The sequence below is a fragment of the Citrobacter sp. B72 genome, from assembly GCF_016894305.1.
Lineage (GTDB): Bacteria > Pseudomonadota > Gammaproteobacteria > Enterobacterales > Enterobacteriaceae > Citrobacter > Citrobacter portucalensis.
In genome coordinates this window covers 529,225-547,651 of the sequence record NZ_CP069801.1, presented here as the reverse complement: position 1 = coordinate 547,651, position 18,427 = coordinate 529,225, and the positions used below count along the sequence as shown (strand labels likewise).

At 52.7% G+C, this 18,427-nt stretch carries 15 protein-coding genes and 2 tRNA genes; 2 read left to right on the top strand and 15 right to left on the bottom strand.

Translation table 11 applies throughout. From position 1 onward, the window contains the following. Positions 1-25: 25 nt before the first annotated feature. From mtr to JQN59_RS02575, 12 genes are all read right to left on the bottom strand, one after another. Positions 26-1,270 (bottom strand): tryptophan permease, encoded by a 1,245-nt coding sequence (gene mtr / locus JQN59_RS02630; RefSeq protein ID WP_032945098.1) that lies wholly within the window; start codon positions 1,268-1,270, stop codon positions 26-28. 146 nt (positions 1,271-1,416) lie between these two features. After that, entirely contained in the window at positions 1,417-3,345 is a 1,929-nt protein-coding gene (locus JQN59_RS02625; protein ID WP_003828643.1) for a DEAD/DEAH family ATP-dependent RNA helicase, read from the bottom strand. Further along, positions 3,338-3,418: a protein YrbN gene (gene yrbN / locus JQN59_RS02620; protein ID WP_010723222.1), complete on the bottom strand. Its 81-nt coding sequence runs from the start codon at positions 3,416-3,418 to the stop codon at positions 3,338-3,340. Before yrbN ends, JQN59_RS02625 begins: the two co-directional genes overlap by 8 nt. 106 nt (positions 3,419-3,524) lie before the next feature. Then, on the bottom strand, positions 3,525-4,409 hold the full coding sequence (gene nlpI / locus JQN59_RS02615) for a lipoprotein NlpI (RefSeq protein ID WP_003024982.1): 885 nt from the start codon (positions 4,407-4,409) through the stop codon (positions 3,525-3,527). 109 nt (positions 4,410-4,518) lie between these two features. Beyond that, positions 4,519-6,651: a polyribonucleotide nucleotidyltransferase gene (gene pnp, locus JQN59_RS02610; RefSeq protein ID WP_008785911.1), complete on the bottom strand. Its 2,133-nt coding sequence runs from the start codon at positions 6,649-6,651 to the stop codon at positions 4,519-4,521. A gap of 246 nt (positions 6,652-6,897) precedes the next feature. Continuing rightward, a complete protein-coding gene (gene rpsO / locus JQN59_RS02605; protein ID WP_000059465.1) occupies positions 6,898-7,167 on the bottom strand; it encodes a 30S ribosomal protein S15 in 270 nt (89 codons plus the stop codon). A 148-nt stretch (positions 7,168-7,315) separates the two neighbouring features. Then, complete coding sequence (gene truB, locus JQN59_RS02600; RefSeq protein ID WP_149607304.1) at positions 7,316-8,260, bottom strand: tRNA pseudouridine(55) synthase TruB; 945 nt, start codon at positions 8,258-8,260, stop codon at positions 7,316-7,318. Further along, a complete protein-coding gene (rbfA, locus tag JQN59_RS02595; protein ID WP_003024988.1) occupies positions 8,260-8,664 on the bottom strand; it encodes a 30S ribosome-binding factor RbfA in 405 nt (134 codons plus the stop codon). Before rbfA ends, truB begins: the two co-directional genes overlap by 1 nt. A 149-nt stretch (positions 8,665-8,813) precedes the next feature. Continuing rightward, the gene (gene infB, locus JQN59_RS02590) at positions 8,814-11,504 is read right to left on the bottom strand and encodes a translation initiation factor IF-2 (RefSeq protein WP_003828710.1); all 2,691 of its coding nucleotides are present in this window, start codon (positions 11,502-11,504) and stop codon (positions 8,814-8,816) included. Positions 11,505-11,528: 24 nt separating this feature from the next. Beyond that, positions 11,529-13,016: a transcription termination factor NusA gene (nusA, locus tag JQN59_RS02585; protein WP_003024992.1), complete on the bottom strand. Its 1,488-nt coding sequence runs from the start codon at positions 13,014-13,016 to the stop codon at positions 11,529-11,531. Between the two features lie 28 nt (positions 13,017-13,044). Further along, positions 13,045-13,497: a ribosome maturation factor RimP gene (rimP, locus tag JQN59_RS02580; protein WP_003024996.1), complete on the bottom strand. Its 453-nt coding sequence runs from the start codon at positions 13,495-13,497 to the stop codon at positions 13,045-13,047. A gap of 207 nt (positions 13,498-13,704) precedes the next feature. After that, a tRNA-Met gene (locus JQN59_RS02575) sits at positions 13,705-13,781 on the bottom strand. Positions 13,782-14,114: 333 nt separating this feature from the next. Here JQN59_RS02575 and argG point away from each other — a divergent pair. After that, entirely contained in the window at positions 14,115-15,458 is a 1,344-nt protein-coding gene (gene argG / locus JQN59_RS02570) for an argininosuccinate synthase (protein WP_005131837.1), read from the top strand. 197 nt (positions 15,459-15,655) lie between these two features. On the opposite strand, the gene JQN59_RS02565 is transcribed toward argG, so the two are convergent. The 3 genes from JQN59_RS02565 to JQN59_RS02555 form a co-directional block, all read right to left on the bottom strand. Continuing rightward, a tRNA-Leu gene (locus JQN59_RS02565) sits at positions 15,656-15,742 on the bottom strand. Between the two features lie 9 nt (positions 15,743-15,751). Next, entirely contained in the window at positions 15,752-16,084 is a 333-nt protein-coding gene (gene secG, locus JQN59_RS02560; protein WP_003025000.1) for a preprotein translocase subunit SecG, read from the bottom strand. 167 nt (positions 16,085-16,251) lie between these two features. Continuing rightward, positions 16,252-17,145, bottom strand: coding sequence for a LysR family transcriptional regulator (locus JQN59_RS02555; RefSeq protein ID WP_103014950.1), 894 nt, complete (start codon positions 17,143-17,145; stop codon positions 16,252-16,254). Between the two features lie 148 nt (positions 17,146-17,293). Between JQN59_RS02555 and iadA the strand changes: the two genes are divergently transcribed. Next, on the top strand, positions 17,294-18,427 hold the full coding sequence (gene iadA, locus JQN59_RS02550) for a beta-aspartyl-peptidase (protein ID WP_103014949.1): 1,134 nt from the start codon (positions 17,294-17,296) through the stop codon (positions 18,425-18,427).

Below are 18,427 nucleotides of genomic sequence, written 5' to 3'. Positions count from 1 at the left end.
AGCGTAGCGCCACCGGGCAATTGTTCTACTGGTATACAGGCAACAGATTCACGCTCGACAGAATATGGATAACCGCGTTGCCGATACCGAATACCAGGATCAGCGCAATCATCGGCTTGCCGCCCCAGACACGGAATTTCGGGCTACCGAAACGCTCGCGGGATTTACGTGCCAGCAGCGCCGGAACAATGGCGGCCCAGATGGTTGCCGCGAGTCCTGCATAGCCAATGGCGTACAGGAAACCGTTCGGCCACAGCAAGCCACCGATAATTGGCGGGACAAATGTCAGCAATGCCGTTTTGAAACGTCCCATTGCCGAGTCATCAAAGCCAAACAGATCCGCCAGATAGTCAAACAGACCGAGCGTAACGCCGAGGAATGAACTCGCCACCGCAAAGTTGGAGAACACCACCAGCAGCAGATCCAGACTGCGGCTGTTTAGTACACCGCTCAGCGCCTGTACCAGCACATCAATGTTACCACCCTGCTGCGCAATACCGATAAACTCCGGACGCGGAATATTACCCATCGTCCCCAGCAACCATACGCTATACAGCACCAGCGCCAGCAGCGTGCCGTACACCAGACACTTAACGATGGTCTTCGGATCTTTGCCGTAGTACTTCATCAGGCTCGGGACGTTGCCGTGATAGCCGAATGAGGCCAAACAGAACGGCAGCGTCATCAGCAGGTACGGCGTATACGAAGCATTGCTTTCCGCCACGTTAAACAACGTTGTGGGCTGAACGTGTCCCAATAAGCTGCCGAAGGTCAGGAAAAAGGTAATCACCTTCGCGCCCAGCACAATTGCCGTCATGCGGCTCACCGCTTTGGTACTTAACCACACCACAAACGCCACCAGTAACGCAAAGCCAAGACCTGCCGCACGCGCCGGAACGTTCAACGACATCTCGGAGAAGGTGTGATGCAGGATCGACCCGCTCGCCGAGATATACGCGTAGGTCAGAATATAGAGAACAAAAGCAATCGAGATGCCGTTCACCACGTTCCAGCCTTTGCCCAGCAGATCTTTGGTAATGGTGTCGAAGCTGGAGCCAATGCGGTAATTGAGGTTAGCTTCAAGGATCATCAGCCCGGAGTGCAGCATACAGAACCAGGTAAAGATCAGCGCCGCCATTGACCAGAAGAACCACGCCCCGGACATGACCACTGGCAGAGAAAACATCCCCGCGCCAATAATGGTGCCGCCGATGATCACCACGCCGCCGAGCAGCGAAGGTGACGTTTGGGTGGTGGTTAGTGTTGCCATTTAGCCATCTCTCCAGTCATTTATATTGTGACTACATCTCAATGTGCTTCACTGTACCAGTACGCGAGTACAATTGAAATAAAAAAAGCCCCGATTGTTGAGATCGGGGCCGTATATTTTACTTTACAGCTATAAAGCTAAAAGGCTTATGCATCACCGCCGAAACGACGACGACCAGCAGAGTCATCACGACGCGGAGCAGAAGAATCGTCACGACGCGGACCACGGTTGCCTTCACGACGTTCGCCGCTGAAACGACGACCATCGCCACGACCGCCTTCACGACGTTCGCCGCTAAAGTTACGACCTTCACCGCGACCGCCTTCACGACGCTCACCGCTGAAACGGCCACCGCCACGACGCTCACCACCGGTGTGCGGAACTGCATCGCCAACCAGCTGCATGTTCATCGGCTTGTTCAGGATGCGAGTACGGGTAAAGTGCTGCAGTACGTCGCCCGGCATACCTTTCGGCAGTTCGATGGTGGAGTGGGAAGCAAACAGCTTGATGTTACCGATGTAACGGCTGCTGATATCACCTTCGTTAGCAATCGCACCAACGATATGACGAACTTCAACACCGTCATCACGGCCCACTTCAATGCGGTACAGCTGCATGTCACCAACGTCACGACGTTCACGACGCGGACGGTCTTCACCACCACGGTCATTACGGTCACGAGGGCCACGATCGTTACGGTCACGCGGACCACGGTCATCACGGTCGCGGAATTCGCGTTTCGGACGCATCGGCGCATCTGGCGGCAGGATCAGAGGACGTTCGCCCTGAGCCATTTTCAGCAGTGCAGCTGCCAGCGTTTCGATATCCAGCTCTTCTTCCGGCTGCATTTTCGCCAGCAGAGCACGGTACTGATCCAGATCGCTGCTTTCCAGCTGCTGCTGTACTTTAGCGGCGAATTTTTCCAGACGGCGTTTGCCCAGCAGATCTGCGTTCGGCAGTTCTACTTCCGGAATAGTCAGCTTCATGGTGCGTTCGATGTTACGCAGCAGACGACGCTCGCGGTTCTCAACGAACAGCAGCGCACGACCCGCACGACCCGCACGACCGGTACGGCCGATACGGTGAACGTAAGACTCGGAATCCATCGGGATGTCGTAGTTAACAACCAGGCTGATACGCTCAACGTCCAGGCCACGGGCCGCAACGTCGGTTGCAATCAGAATATCCAGACGGCCATCTTTCAGACGCTCCAGAGTCTGCTCACGCAGGGACTGGTTCATGTCGCCGTTCAGTGCAGCGCTGCTATAACCGCTACGCTCCAGCGCTTCTGCTACTTCCAGGGTCGCATTTTTGGTACGTACGAAAATAATCGCCGCATCAAAGTCTTCTGCTTCCAGGAAACGCACCAGCGCTTCATTTTTACGCATGCCCCACACAGTCCAGTAGCTCTGGCTGATGTCAGGACGGGTAGTAACGCTGGACTGAATACGTACTTCCTGCGGCTCTTTCATAAAGCGGCGGGTAATACGACGAATCGCTTCCGGCATGGTTGCAGAGAACAGAGCGGTCTGATGACCTTCCGGGATCTGCGCCATGATGGTTTCAACGTCTTCGATGAAGCCCATACGCAGCATTTCGTCAGCTTCGTCCAGTACCAGACCGCTCAGTTTGGAGAGGTCCAGAGTACCGCGCTTCAGGTGATCCAGCAGACGACCCGGCGTACCGACGACGATCTGTGGCCCCTGACGCAGGGCACGTAATTGCACGTCATAACGCTGACCGCCGTACAGGGCAACCACGTTCACGCCGCGCATGTGTTTAGAGAAATCCGTCATGGCTTCTGCTACCTGAACCGCCAGTTCGCGGGTCGGTGCCAGCACCAGAATCTGAGGTGCCTTCAGCTCAGGATCAAGATTGTTGAGCAGCGGTAAAGAGAACGCTGCAGTTTTGCCGCTACCTGTCTGGGCCATACCCAGAACATCGCGGCCGCCCAGCAGATGCGGAATGCACTCTGCCTGGATTGGAGATGGTTTTTCGTAACCCAGATCGTTAAGGGCTTCAAGGATAGGAGCCTTCAGGCCCAGATCTGCAAAAGTGGTTTCGAATTCAGCCATGTAGTACGTGTGCCTCAAAATTAATGGCGGCCAGTCTACATAACTCATCATGAAATTGATCTGCAATTTTCATTGAAAAGTGTGAACCGGCTCAAAGTAGGTGTATTAACGAACAACAACGCCCTCACCCGTGAAGGTGATGGCAATCAAAAAAGATTACGGGCTGATGTGTACGTCAGCTATTGCTGGTCCGATTCTGCCAGGTCATCTTGGTCCTGGCCCAGGAGCGATAATTCCAACAATGCGTATCGGTGCTCAACAAAGTTATGAACGTTGTTAGCCACCGCCAGTTTGAACAATGCCGTAGCGTTGTCCAAATCCCCCAGACTTAGGTAGTACTTACCTAAATAGAAGTTGGTTTCACTGAGATGCTCAGCGAGCGAGGTGTTATCCGTTGCGTCCGCCTTCAGGCGTTCCATCAGCGTTGCTTCGCTAATGTTGCCCAGGTAGAACTCGACAATGTTCCATCCCCATTGCTCTTTATCCGATTTCTCAAAGCGTTGCTTCAACGCTTCTTTAGCCTGCTTCTCATCGAGCTTCTGCTCGGCAAGATAAAGCCACAGACTACGGAAAGGATCATTGGGATCGTCTTGATAAAACGCTAGCAGATCATCTTGCGCTAACTTGTCGCGACCGCCGTAATACAATGCGATACCGCGATTTAAGTGCGCGTAGTTGTAAGTTGGATCAAGCTCAAGTACAGAATCAAACGCTTCATAGGCAGCATCAAAATTGCCTGCCTGCGTTAAATATATACCTAAGTAATTGAATACTTCAGGCATATCTGGTCGGATTGCCAGCGCTTGTGAAAAATCATTTCGCGCCAGTGCCCTCAGACCGAGACTATCATACAACACTCCGCGCTCATATAAAAGCTGTGCGCGTTCGTCATCGGTTAAAGCCCGACTGGCAAGAATTTGTTCCATACGTGCCAGAATCACTTCCTGCTGCAAAGTCGGTTGCAATGGTACTGCGAGGACTTCACTCTTTCGCCAGGCGGAATTACTGCATCCAGCCAGCGTGAGTGCTGTCGCAACGAAACACCAGCGCAAAAAAGGCTTCATTTCCCACTCCCGAAGACAACGATTGAATGAACGTCCAGGTTCCCCGGTTGCTAACAAGGCATCCTGCCGGGTTAAAGGCCCTCCGCTTTCACGGAGGGCAATGGCAACCTTACTCGCCCTGGCTTGCCGGAGCTTCCGGTTCGCCTGCAGGCTGAGACTGCTCAGTTGCTTCTTTAATGCTCAGACGTACACGGCCCTGGCGATCAACTTCCAGAACTTTGACCGGTACTTCCTGGCCCATCTGCAGGTAGTCGGTCACTTTCTCAACGCGCTTATCAGCGATCTGAGAGATGTGTACCAGACCTTCTTTACCGCCACCGATGGCAACGAATGCGCCAAAGTCAACGATACGGGTCACTTTACCATTGTAGATACGGCCTACTTCGATCTCTGCGGTGATCTCTTCGATACGACGGATAGCATATTTCGCTTTCTCACCGTCGGTCGCAGCAATCTTCACGGTGCCATCATCTTCGATTTCAATGGTGGTGCCGGTTTCTTCGGTCAGAGCACGGATAACAGAACCGCCTTTACCGATAACGTCTTTGATCTTGTCCGGGCTGATCTTGATAGTGTGGATACGCGGAGCGAACTGAGAAATATCGCCACGCGGAGCGTTGATCGCTTGTTCCATCACACCCAGGATGTGCAGACGCGCACCTTTAGCCTGGTTCAGAGCAACCTGCATGATCTCTTTGGTGATACCTTCAATTTTGATATCCATCTGCAGTGCAGAGATACCGTCGCGGGAACCCGCCACTTTGAAGTCCATATCGCCCAGGTGGTCTTCGTCGCCCAGGATGTCAGACAGAACAACAAAGTTGTCACCTTCTTTCACCAGACCCATCGCGATACCCGCAACGGCTGCTTTGATCGGCACGCCTGCGTCCATCAGCGCCAGGGAAGCGCCACATACGGAAGCCATGGAAGAAGAACCGTTAGATTCGGTGATTTCAGAAACCACACGTACGGTGTACGGGAATTTATCCAGTTCCGGCATTACTGCCAGTACGCCACGCTTCGCCAGACGGCCGTGACCAATCTCACGACGCTTCGGAGAACCGACCATACCGGTTTCACCTACGCAGTACGGAGGGAAGTTGTAGTGGAACAGGAAGTTGTCAGTACGCTCGCCCATCAGTTCGTCGAGGTTCTGCGCATCACGAGTAGTGCCCAGGGTCGCAGTAACCAGCGCCTGAGTTTCGCCACGGGTGAACAGTGCGGAACCGTGGGTACGCGGCAGAACGCCAGTACGCACGTCCAGGCCACGAATCATGTCTTTTTCACGGCCATCGATGCGCGGCTCGCCTGCCAGTACGCGGCTGCGAACAACGTTTTTCTCGATAGCGTGCAGGATTTCACCCAGTTCGTTAGCGTCCAGGGTTTCGTCTTCAGCCACCAGAGTCGCGATGGTTTCAGACTTGATCACGTCAACCTGAGCATAACGCTCTTGTTTGTCAGTGATACGGTAAGCATCGCTCAAGCGAGCTTCTGCCAGTGCGGCAACGCGTGCGTTCAGCGCTTCGTTGACGGCTTCTGGCTGCCAGTCCCAACGCGGTTTGCCAGCTTCTTTCGCCAGCTCGTTGATCGCCTGAATCACAACCTGCTGCTGTTCGTGACCGAACACAACAGCGCCCAGCATCTGGTCTTCGCTCAGCAGTTCAGCTTCGGATTCAACCATCAGTACGGCTGCTTCAGTACCTGCAACAACCAGGTCCAGCTTGCTTTCTTTCAGTTCGTCCTGAGTCGGGTTCAGTACGTACTGGTCATTGATGTAACCAACACGTGCAGCACCGATCGGGCCGTTGAATGGGATACCAGACAGAGTCAGCGCAGCAGATGCACCAATCATTGCCACGATGTCCGGGTTAACCTGCGGGTTAACGGAAACAACGGTCGCGATAACCTGAACTTCGTTAACGAAGCCTTCCGGGAACAGCGGGCGAACCGGACGGTCAATCAGACGCGCGATCAGGGTTTCGCCTTCGCTCGGACGGCCTTCACGACGGAAGAAGCTACCCGGGATACGGCCAGCAGCGTAAGTACGCTCCTGATAGTTAACGGTCAGCGGGAAAAAGTCCTGGCCTGGTTTCGCTTTTTTCTGGCCAACAACGGTAACGAATACCGCGGTGTCATCCATGCTAACCATAACAGCGGCGGTCGCCTGACGCGCCATCATGCCGGTTTCCAGCGTAACGGTATGCTGACCGTACTGGAATTTACGAACGATCGGATTAAGCAAAATAATATCCTTTCTCTATTTTTTGACGGCACATTTTTGCGCCATCGTTAATACCCGATCTTCTGCGCATCCTCGCGACTAATGACAACCCTAACCCATAAGCATGAGTAAAGCCTCTCATTAGCCGCGCGAACCTCTGCAACGGAAGATCATTCATAGCAACAATACATTAGTTTCCAGCGAATTGCTGCCATCTGCTGGAAAAAAGGGGCCATGAAGGCCCCCTCTTTCTGAAACTCGAAAGAATTAGCGACGCAGGCCCAGACGCTCGATCAGCGCGGTGTAACGTGCAACATCTTTACGTTTCAGGTAGTCGAGCAGTTTACGACGCTGAGAAACCATGCGCAGCAGACCACGACGGCTGTGGTGATCTTTTTTGTGCTCTGCAAAGTGGCCCTGCAGGTGGTTAATCTGTGCAGTCAACAGAGCAACCTGAACATCGGTAGAACCGGTGTCGTTTGCATCACGACCAAACTCAGAAACGATTTTAGCGGTAGCTTCAGTACTTAGAGACATTTTAAAACTCCAAAGTGATAAGAATGAAAGGATGCCGATCTCTAATTCAGCTATCCCAGTGTACGCCACGCAGATTGTTAAACAATTTACGCGACGTTAAGCGGCAGTATTCTACTCGCAGCGCCCTTTTATCGCAAGACAGAGAGCACTATGCAGGATACTCAACCACCAGGCGGCGAGGGGCGACACGACCTTCATCGTCCATCTCCCCCATGCCAATAAACTTGCCGTCATCGCCTTCCGTCACGCGTACCAGCCCTTCCAGCGGGGCGCCTGTCGTCCGTACCGGATTACCATTTTTAAAGTAAACCGACGATGTTAAAGGCAAATTAACAACAGGATAGTCCGATGCCGGACTGTCCATTGGCATCAGCAAAGGATCAAGCAGTTGAGCCGCCGGAATGTTCTGCTGTTCTGCCTGTTCGACCAGCTCACGCAGGTGTTCCAGCGTGACCATACGATCCACCGGATACTTGCTGACCGTCAGACGACGCAGATACGTTACGTGCGCGCCGCAGCCCAGCTTCTCACCGAGATCGTCAACGATGGTACGAATATAGGTGCCTTTGGAGCAGTGAACTTCCAGCTCCAGTTCGTTACCCTCGTGACGGATAAACAGCAGCTCATAGACGGTAATCGGGCGCGCTTCACGCGGCACTTCAATGCCCTGACGCGCATATTCGTACAGCTTCTTACCCTGATACTTCAGCGCCGAATACATCGATGGAATCTGCTCGATATCGCCGCGGAAAGTCTCCAGCGCGCTCTCCAGTTGTTCTGCGGTGAAGGTTACCGGACGCTCCTGCACGATCTGCCCATCGGCATCGGAAGTGTCAGTACGCTGGCCCAGACGGGCAACCACGCGATAGCGTTTGTCAGAATCCAGCAAATACTGTGAAAACTTTGTCGCTTCACCAAGGCAGATAGGCAGCATACCTGTCGCCAGCGGATCCAACGCGCCGGTATGTCCCGCGCGGTTGGCATTGTAGATGCGCTTTACTTTTTGCAGCACGTCATTGCTGGACATGCCCTGCGGCTTATCCAGCAGCAGGACACCGTGAATATCGCGACCACGACGACGAGGACGACTCATCAGTCCTCCTTGCTGTCGTCCGCTGGGTTCACACGACGCTCATCGTCATGTTTCACCACGCTGGTCACCAGGTTGGACATGCGCATCCCTTCAACCAACGAGTTGTCGTAGAAGAAGGTCAGCTCAGGCACGATACGCAGACGCATTGCTTTACCCAGCAGAGAGCGGATAAAACCAGAGGCTTCCTGCAGTGCCTTAATGCCGTTTTTCACGGCAGCTTCGTCCTGATCGTTGAGGAAAGTCACGAATACTTTGGCATATGCCAGATCACGGGACATCTCAACACCCGATACGGTGGTCATCATACCAACACGCGGGTCTTTGATTTCGCGTTGCAGGATGAGTGCGATTTCTTTCTGCATCTCCTGCGCGACACGCTGCGGGCGACCAAATTCTTTCGCCATAATAAATTCTCCAGACAAAAAAGGGGCATTCAGCCCCTTTTGAAAATAATTCGGTGATTAGGCTGTAGGCCTGATAAGCGTAGCGCCATCAGGCATTACATTGCCGGATGTCGGCGTAAACGCCTTATCCGGCCTACACCCGAACAACCTTAAGCAATTGTACGTTTGATCTCGATGATCTCGAACACTTCGATCATATCGCCAACGCGAACGTCGTTGTAGTTCTTAACGCCGATACCACATTCCATACCGTTACGGACTTCGTTAACGTCATCTTTGAAGCGGCGCAGGGATTCCAGCTCGCCTTCATAGATAACCACGTTGTCGCGCAGTACGCGGATTGGGTTGTGACGTTTAATCGTGCCTTCGGTAACCATACAGCCTGCGATAGCGCCGAATTTCGGTGATTTGAACACATCACGAACTTCAGCCAGACCAATGATCTGCTGTTTCAGTTCCGGAGACAGCATGCCGCTCATCGCTGCTTTCACTTCGTCGATCAGATGATAGATGACGGAGTAGTAACGCAGATCCAGACTTTCTGATTCGATAACTTTACGTGCAGAGGCATCAGCACGTACGTTGAAGCCAACCAGAATCGCGTTGGATGCCGCAGCCAGGGTCGCGTCGGTTTCGGTGATACCACCTACGCCAGAACCGATGATCTTCACTTTTACTTCGTCGGTAGACAGTTTCAGTAAAGAGTCGGAAATCGCTTCTACAGAACCCTGTACGTCAGCCTTCAGCACGATGTTCACTTCGTGAACTTCGCCTTCGGTCATGTTGGCGAACATGTTCTCAAGTTTAGATTTCTGCTGACGAGCCAGTTTAACTTCACGGAATTTGCCCTGACGGTACAGTGCAACTTCACGCGCTTTCTTCTCGTCACGAACAACAGTAACTTCGTCACCCGCAGCCGGAACACCGGACAGACCGAGGATTTCCACCGGAATGGACGGACCCGCTTCCAGTACTTCCTGACCCAGTTCGTTACGCATCGCACGAACGCGGCCGTATTCGAAACCACACAGAACGATATCGCCCTTGTTCAGGGTACCTTCGCGAACCAGGACGGTAGCAACCGGGCCACGACCTTTATCCAGGAAGGATTCGATAACCGCACCGCTCGCCATACCTTTACGCACAGCTTTCAGTTCCAGTACTTCGGCTTGCAGCAGGATAGCATCCAGCAGTTCGTCGATACCGGTACCCGCTTTCGCAGAAACGTGAACGAACTGGCTCTCGCCGCCCCACTCTTCCGGCATGATGCCGTACTGGGACAGTTCGTTTTTAACGCGATCTGGATCCGCTTCCGGTTTATCGATTTTGTTGACTGCAACAACTACCGGCACACCTGCCGCTTTCGCGTGCTGGATAGCTTCGATAGTCTGCGGCATCACGCCGTCGTCTGCTGCAACAACCAGAACAACGATATCCGTTGCCTGAGCACCACGAGCACGCATGGAGGTAAACGCGGCGTGACCCGGGGTGTCCAGGAAGGTGATCATACCGTTGTCAGTTTCAACGTGGTACGCACCGATGTGCTGAGTAATGCCGCCCGCTTCGCCAGAGGCCACTTTCGTTGAACGAATGTAGTCCAGCAGAGACGTTTTACCGTGGTCAACGTGACCCATGATGGTCACTACCGGTGCGCGCGGTTCAGCCGCAGCGCCGGTGTCACGGTCGCTCATTACTGCTTCTTCCAGCTCGTTTTCACGACGCAGGATAACTTTGTGGCCCATCTCTTCGGCAACCAGCTGTGCGGTTTCCTGGTCGATGACCTGGTTGATGGTCGCCATTGCGCCCAGTTTCATCATTGCTTTGATGACCTGAGAACCTTTGACCGCCATCTTGTTCGCCAGATCGCCAACGGTGATGGTTTCGCCGATCACAACGTCACGGTTAACGGCCTGAGCTGGCTTCTGGAAGCCCTGCTGCAGAGCGGAACCTTTACGCTGCTTACCGCCTTTACCGCCGCGAACCGCTGCACGTGCTTCTTCACGGTCAGCTTTAGATTCAGCGTGTTTGTTACCTTTCTTCGCCGGACGCGCAGCTTTAGTGCTGCGAGTACGACCACGACCGCCTTCAACTTCACGATCGTTCTCGTCTTCAGCCTGGCGAGCATGCTGAGAGGTGGTGACGTGATAATCACTGGTGTCTTCGACAGGTTCAGCGTTATTCACACCATTTTTCTCGTTTTCTTCCGCCATACGGCGAGCTTCTTCCGCTACGCGGCGCGCTTCTTCTTCAAGCTTGCGACGTGCTTCTTCTTCCGCTTTACGCTTCAGTTCTGCGGCTTCATTTTCACGGCGGGCTTTTTCGGCCTGGGCGGTTTTAGTCATATCGTCGGTCTGTTGATTGCTCACTTTGTCTTTTTCCGCAGCTTCACGTTTCGCTTTATCAGCGGCTTCACGCTTAGCTTGTTCTGCGGCCTCACGTTCGGCTTTTTGTTGCGCCTCGCGTTTGGCAGCTTCTTCTGCCTCACGACGGGCTTGCTCTTCCGCTTCACGCTGCGCCTGCTCTTCCGCGGCAAGGCGTTCAGCCTCTTGCGGATCGCGTTTCACAAAGGTGCGTGTCTTGCGGACTTCGATTTGTACCGATTTGCTTTTTCCACCGGTACCTGGAATATTGAGAGTACTGCGCGTTTTACGCTGCAATGTCAACTTATCCGGCGCTGAGCCGTTTTCACGGTTCAAATGCGCCAGTAAGGTTTGTTTCTCTTGTGCGGACACAGAGTCGTCAGCAGACTTCGGGATACCGGCATCAGCAAATTGCTGTACCAGGCGATCTACGGAAGTCTGTATCTCTGCAGCCAGCGTTTTTACGGTTACATCTGTCATACTGTTCCTTCCTGCTACAGTTTATTACGCTTCGTCGCCGAACCAGCAAATATTACGGGCAGCCATAATCAGCTCACCGGCTTTTTCGTCGGTCAACCCTTCGATATCAGCCAGATCATCAATGCCCTGTTCAGCGAGATCTTCCAGCGTACAAACACCACGGGCCGCCAGTTTGAAGGCCATCTCACGATCCAATCCTTCCAGATTCAGCAGATCGTCAGCCGGTTTGTTATCACCGAGGCTTTCTTCCTGGGCCAGTGCCAGAGTGGTCAGTGCGTTTTTAGCACGCTCGCGCAGCGCTTCAACGGTCTGTTCATCCAGGCCGTCAATTTCCAGCAGTTCTTTCATTGGCACGTAGGCCAGTTCTTCCAGCGTCGCAAAACCTTCTTCCACCAGAACGGTCGCGAAATCTTCATCGATATCGAGATATTTGGTGAAGGTATCGATGGCTGCATGTGCTTCAGCCTGATGCTTCGCTTGCAGGTCATCAACGGTCATCACGTTGAGTTCCCAACCGCTCAGTTGTGAAGCCAGGCGGACGTTCTGACCATTACGTCCAATCGCCTGAGCCAGGTTACCGGCTTCAACCGCGATATCCATGGTGTGTTTGTCTTCATCCACCACGATAGAAGCGACGTCTGCTGGTGCCATTGCGTTAATCACGAACTGCGCCGGGTTATCATCCCACAGGACGATATCGATACGCTCGCCGCCCAGTTCGGTAGAAACCGCCTGAACGCGCGCACCGCGCATACCAACACAGGCGCCGACCGGATCAATACGCTTGTCGTTGGTCTTAACGGCGATTTTCGCACGCGATCCCGGATCGCGAGCAGCCGCTTTAATTTCGATAACTTCTTCGCCGATTTCCGGCACTTCAATGCGGAACAGCTCAATCAGCATTTCCGGCTTGGAACGGGTTACGAACAGCTGTGCACCGCGCGCTTCCGGGCGAACTGAGTACAGAACACCACGAATACGGTCACCAGGGCGGAAGTTTTCACGCGGCAGCATGTCTTCACGCAGGATCACAGCTTCAGCATTGCTGCCCAGATCCAGTGAAATGTTGTCGCGGTTTACTTTCTTCACCACACCGGTGACGATTTCGCCTTCATGTTCGCGGAACTGATCAACAACCATTGCGCGTTCAGCTTCACGTACTTTCTGTACGATAACCTGCTTCGCGGTCTGGGTAGTGATACGGTCAAAGGTGACAGATTCAATCTGATCTTCAACATATTCGCCCACGTTCAGACTTTCGTCTTCGAAGCGTGCCGCTTCCAGCGTAATTTCTTTGGTCGGCTGAGTAACTTCTTCTACGATTACCCAACGACGGAAGGTATCGAAATCACCGCTTTTACGATCGATTTCTACGCGAACGTCGATCTCTTGCTCATATTTTTTCTTTGTTGCTGTAGCCAGCGCACTTTCCAGCGCTTCAAAAATTTTCTCGCGTGGCAGCGCTTTTTCGTTGGATACGGCTTCAACAACAGCCAAAATTTCTTTGTTCATCGCGGGCTTTTCACCTCAATCCAGACTGTTAAAAGTGGGGAACCAGGTTCGCCTTCTGGATATTACTCAGCGCGAACACTTCATCTTTGCCTTCGACTGTGACCGTGATCATCTCACCGTCCACCGCTTTGATAACGCCCTGCCATTTACGACGGTTTTGTACCGCCATACGAAGAACCAGCGTGACTTCTTCACCCAGGAAACGCACGTAGTGTTCAGCTGTGAACAGAGGACGGTCGAGACCCGGAGAGGAGACTTCCAGGTTATAGGCAACGGTGATTGGGTCTTCGACATCCATCACGGCGCTTACCTGATGGCTCACATCAGCACAATCATCAACATTGATGCCATCTTCACTATCAATATAGATGCGCAGTGTGGATGTGCGACCACGAATAAATTCGATGCCGACCAGTTCGTAGCCCAGGGCTTCAACTGGCGCTGTAATCATCTCTGTTAATTTTTGCTCTAATGTGGACAAGCCCACCCCCAAGACATAAAAAAAGGGCCTAAAGCCCAGTTATTCTGTAGTCAGATAACAAAAAACCCCGATAAATCGGGGCTTTAGATAACTGAACCCTATAACCGCACCTGCGGTTCGGAGAACCTTCCGAAAGAATTTTTTTCAAATCCAGCTACGAAGGCCTAAGTCTTCACAGTATATTTGAAAAAGAACTCTAAGGGAAAGTGGTTGCGGGGGCCGGATTTGAACCGACGACCTTCGGGTTATGAGCCCGACGAGCTACCAGGCTGCTCCACCCCGCGCCTGAAACGTGGCAAATTTTACTCGTTTTGGGTAAAAAATGCAAATACTGCTGGGATTTGGTACCGAGACGGGACGTAAAATCTGCGCACAGTATATTGATTCACTATGCGTTATGTCAACCTTGTTACGACTATGCAAATCAATGAATGCTGCCCAGCGCTAGTCCAGCAAGATAAATATGCCGCCCACGCCGTTATTTAACGAAATTATCACTAAACTCTTCCTGTCATCCAGAAAAGATGATTAAATGAAAACTCATTTATTTTGCATAAAAATGCAATTAGTATAATAAGCCGACCTCTTCACCAGTCTATCAAGCAGGGTTTTATTTTATGACGACGATTCTCAAGCATCTCCCGGTAGGTCAACGTATTGGTATCGCTTTTTCCGGCGGCCTGGACACCAGCGCAGCACTGCTGTGGATGCGACAAAAAGGGGCTGTCCCATATGCATATACTGCGAATTTGGGCCAGCCGGATGAGGATGACTATGACGCCATTCCTCGCCGTGCAATGGAATATGGTGCTGAGAATGCTCGCCTGGTAGATTGCCGTAAGCAGCTGGTTGCCGAAGGGATCGCTGCCATTCAGTGCGGTGCATTCCACAACACCACCGGCGGACTGACCTATTTCAATACCACCCCGCTGGGCCGTGCCGTGACCGGCACCATGCTGGTTGCCGCCATGAAAGAAGATGGCGTAAATATCTGGGGTGACGGTAGCACCTATAAAGGTAACGATATTGAACGTTTCTATCGTTACGGTCTGCTGACCAACGCCGAACTGCAGATTTACAAACCATGGCTGGATACCGATTTTATCGATGAACTCGGCGGTCGCCATGAGATGTCCGAATTTATGATTGCCTGTGGTTTCGACTACAAGATGTCCGTTGAGAAAGCGTACTCAACAGACTCCAATATGCTCGGCGCGACTCACGAAGCAAAAGATCTGGAATTCCTGAACTCCAGCGTCAAAATCGTTAACCCGATTATGGGCGTGAAGTTCTGGGATGAGAGCGTGAAGATCCCGGCAGAAGAAGTGACCGTGCGTTTTGAACAGGGTCATCCGGTTGCTCTGAACGGTAAAACCTTCAGCGACGACGTTGAGATGATGCTGGAAGCCAACCGTATCGGCGGCCGTCACGGTCTGGGTATGAGCGATCAGATTGAAAACCGTATCATTGAAGCGAAGAGCCGTGGCATCTACGAAGCCCCGGGGATGGCATTGCTGCATATCGCCTACGAGCGTCTGCTGACCGGTATTCACAACGAGGATACCATCGAGCAGTATCACGCGCACGGTCGCCAGCTGGGTCGTCTGCTGTATCAGGGCCGCTGGTTCGACTCTCAGGCGCTGATGCTGCGTGACGGTCTGCAACGTTGGGTTGCCAGCCAGATTACCGGTGAAGTGACGCTGGAACTGCGTCGCGGTAATGACTACTCAATCCTCAACACCGTGTCTGACAATCTGACGTACAAACCAGAACGTCTGACGATGGAAAAAGGCGACTCCGTATTCTCTCCGGACGACCGTATCGGTCAGTTGACCATGCGTAATCTGGATATCACCGATACCCGCGAGAAGCTGTTCGGCTATGCGCAGTCTGGCCTGCTGACCGCCTCTTCCGCAACCGGCCTGCCGCAGGTTGAGAATCTGGAAAATAAGGCGAAGTAAAGATTCACTATCTTAAGGCCGCGAAAGCGGCCTTTTTTATGCGCGGTGTAGGTCGGATAAGGCGTTTACGCCGCCATCCGACATTATTACAACACCTGATGGCGCTACGCTTATCATGCCTACGGACACCTTATACAGGACAGTCATAAATAACAGACGAAAAAAAAGACGCTTTGCAGCGTCTTTTTTTTGGAATTTGGTACCGAGGATGGGACTCGAACCCACAAGCCCGTTAGGGCACTACCACCTCAAGGTAGCGTGTCTACCAATTCCACCACCTCGGTACAGAATACTTAGCGTGGGATATCGCTGGTCGGCTGAGCCGGAGCAGCTGGCTGAGTTTGCTCGGTTTTCGCCGGTGCGCTCAGATTTTCCCACTCACTTCCTTTATTGGTCTTATTGCTGTTCATGTTACCCAGCACCAGACTGATGATGAAGAACAAGGTTCCCAATACAGCTGTCATACGGGTCATGAAGTTACCAGAACCACTTGAACCAAACAGAGTACCAGAAGCGCCTGCGCCAAAAGAGGCTCCCATATCAGCGCCTTTGCCTTGCTGCAGCATGATCAAGCCTACCAGACCAATTGCCACAATAAGGAAAACTACTAAAAGAGCTTCGTGCATAATCAACCTGTTCCTTGCGGAGTTGCCGCGTACAATGCTTCGACCATTAAAGCGGGAATGTTTACTGTTTCCCACTGAAGCGGGTGTGAATACTAACCAAAGCGAATAACCTTCGCAAGGGCAATTTGTTAGCATTGTATCAACTGCGGAAAAAATCGCCACATCAATCAAAAACGCAGCAACTTCTCCCAGCATCTCTGCATAACGGCACGTTGATCTTCAAGATTCGCCCATACCACAACGGGGATTTCACAAATCAGGTCTGTATTTTCTGGCCAGCAGTGAATAATTTGCTGATTCACCAACTCTTCCGCAACCATCGATTCAGGTAACCAGGCCATTCCCATATGGCGCAGTACCATTTCTCGTATCGTTTCGCTTAAACCACTCTCAAATACTTTTTTTAGCCGTGGGCGGACGCGTTGTTCTGCCGACTCAATAATACGTCTGACAAAGGTGTAGTCGCTGTAGCATAGCCACGGAATCGGAGCATGCGGATCATTAAGCGCATCAGCCAACTGGGCTGAAATAACCGGTATAAATCGCTCATACCGCCATAGGGAACGTTTTAACCCTCCGGCGATCTCCAGCCCCGGCTGGGCAGACGGTAAATCGTAGGTTACCAGTAAATCAATTTGCCGGTTCATCAGGGCATTGAAGTGGTTGTCTATCCCCTGGATACTGGCGTTTACCGTAAAGTTTAACTGCGGCTCACTCTGTCGCAGGTAGTTGATCATATCCGGCAGGATATTCACCGACAGCGTATGCAGGCTAACCATCACCAGCGTGTTATCCGTTGCTGGCGTCATCGCCGACAGCTCATGGCTTGCCTCTCTTAACGTGCTGAGAACGTGCCGGGCATAAGGTTCAAAGCGTTCACCATAGCGCGTCAACGTGACGGGGGTCGTTGTCCGGTCAAACAAAGGTACGCCCAGCACCTCTTCCAGGGCCTTTATACGCCGACTCAGCGCAGGTTGAGTAATATGCCGCTGCGCCGCGGCCTGAGAGTAGTTTCCATGCTGGCTCAAGGCCAGAAAATCTTCCAGCCACTTACAATCCACGTTGTGCTCTCCGCCATACCATAACCGCATCCTCCAATAACAAATCGGTAATAGTCATAGTTATAGTAATGGCTTTATGGTGGGCATCATAACAACAATATTTCGTTTCACCTGCCGACTCTCACCCTCGACGTTTGACAGGACCGCTATGTTTACTTTATTGACCAATGCCCGTGTTTTTTCTCCTGAGGATTTAGGCCTCTGCTCCCTGCTCATTCATGCCGACCGAATTGTGGCGGTAGAAAAAGATATTTCATTGTTTGATGGCATCAACGAGGTCATCGATTGTCGGGGTAAATGGGTTATCCCTGGTATCATCGATCAGCATGTTCATCTTACCGGTGGCGGTGGTGAAGCCGGATTTGCCAGTCGGACGCCCGCCGTCAAGCTGCGCGATCTGATTCAGGCGGGTATTACCACGGTGGTTGGCGTGTTAGGCACCGATGCCATTTCCCGTTCGCCCAAAGATCTCTACGCTAAAATGCAGTCACTCAACCTTGAGGGATTACGCGCGTTTATGCACACGGGAGCCTACGCCGTTCCCAGCCCAACTATTACGCGATCCATCCGCGATGATATGGCCTTCATTCCGGCAATTCTTGGTGTAAAAATCGCCCTCGCCGATCACCGCGGTTCTTACCCCTCTTTCCAGGAGTTGCTGAGGATAGTGAGCGATATTCGCGTCGCTTCCCTGCTGGCTGGGAAAAAGGGCTTGCTGCATGTGCACCTGGGGAATCTGCCGGAAGGGATGTCGCAACTTATTGAGCTGTGTGATGCGGGTATTCCGATTCACCATATTTCACCGACGCATGTTGCGAGAACTGAACCCTTGTTCGAACAGGCGATTGCTTTCGCCCATCGCGGCGGCCATATCGACGTTACGTCTGGCGGCAGCCGCTTTACACCTCAGGAACAGGCGATCCTCCACGCCCTGGAAGCGCAGGTTCCGGCGGATCGCATCACGATCAGTTCTGACGGTAATGGCAGCGTTCCGCGCTTTAACGCTCAGGGTATCGTTGAAGGTTTAAGCGCGGCACCGGTCGCAGGCAATCTTAACCTGCTTCCTCGCCTGATTGATGTCGGGATTCCGGTGTCACAGGCCATCGCGATGCTGACGGCAAACGTTGCGCGCTCGCTGGGTATTTCCGGGGGCGTGCTCTGCGCCGGAGAACGTGCTGATATCTGTGTACTCAATGATGACCTCTCGCTGGCCCATCTGTTTGCCGCGGGTAAACCGTTGCTGCGGGATGGCGAGTGCCTGGTTACCGGCAACTTCGAGTAA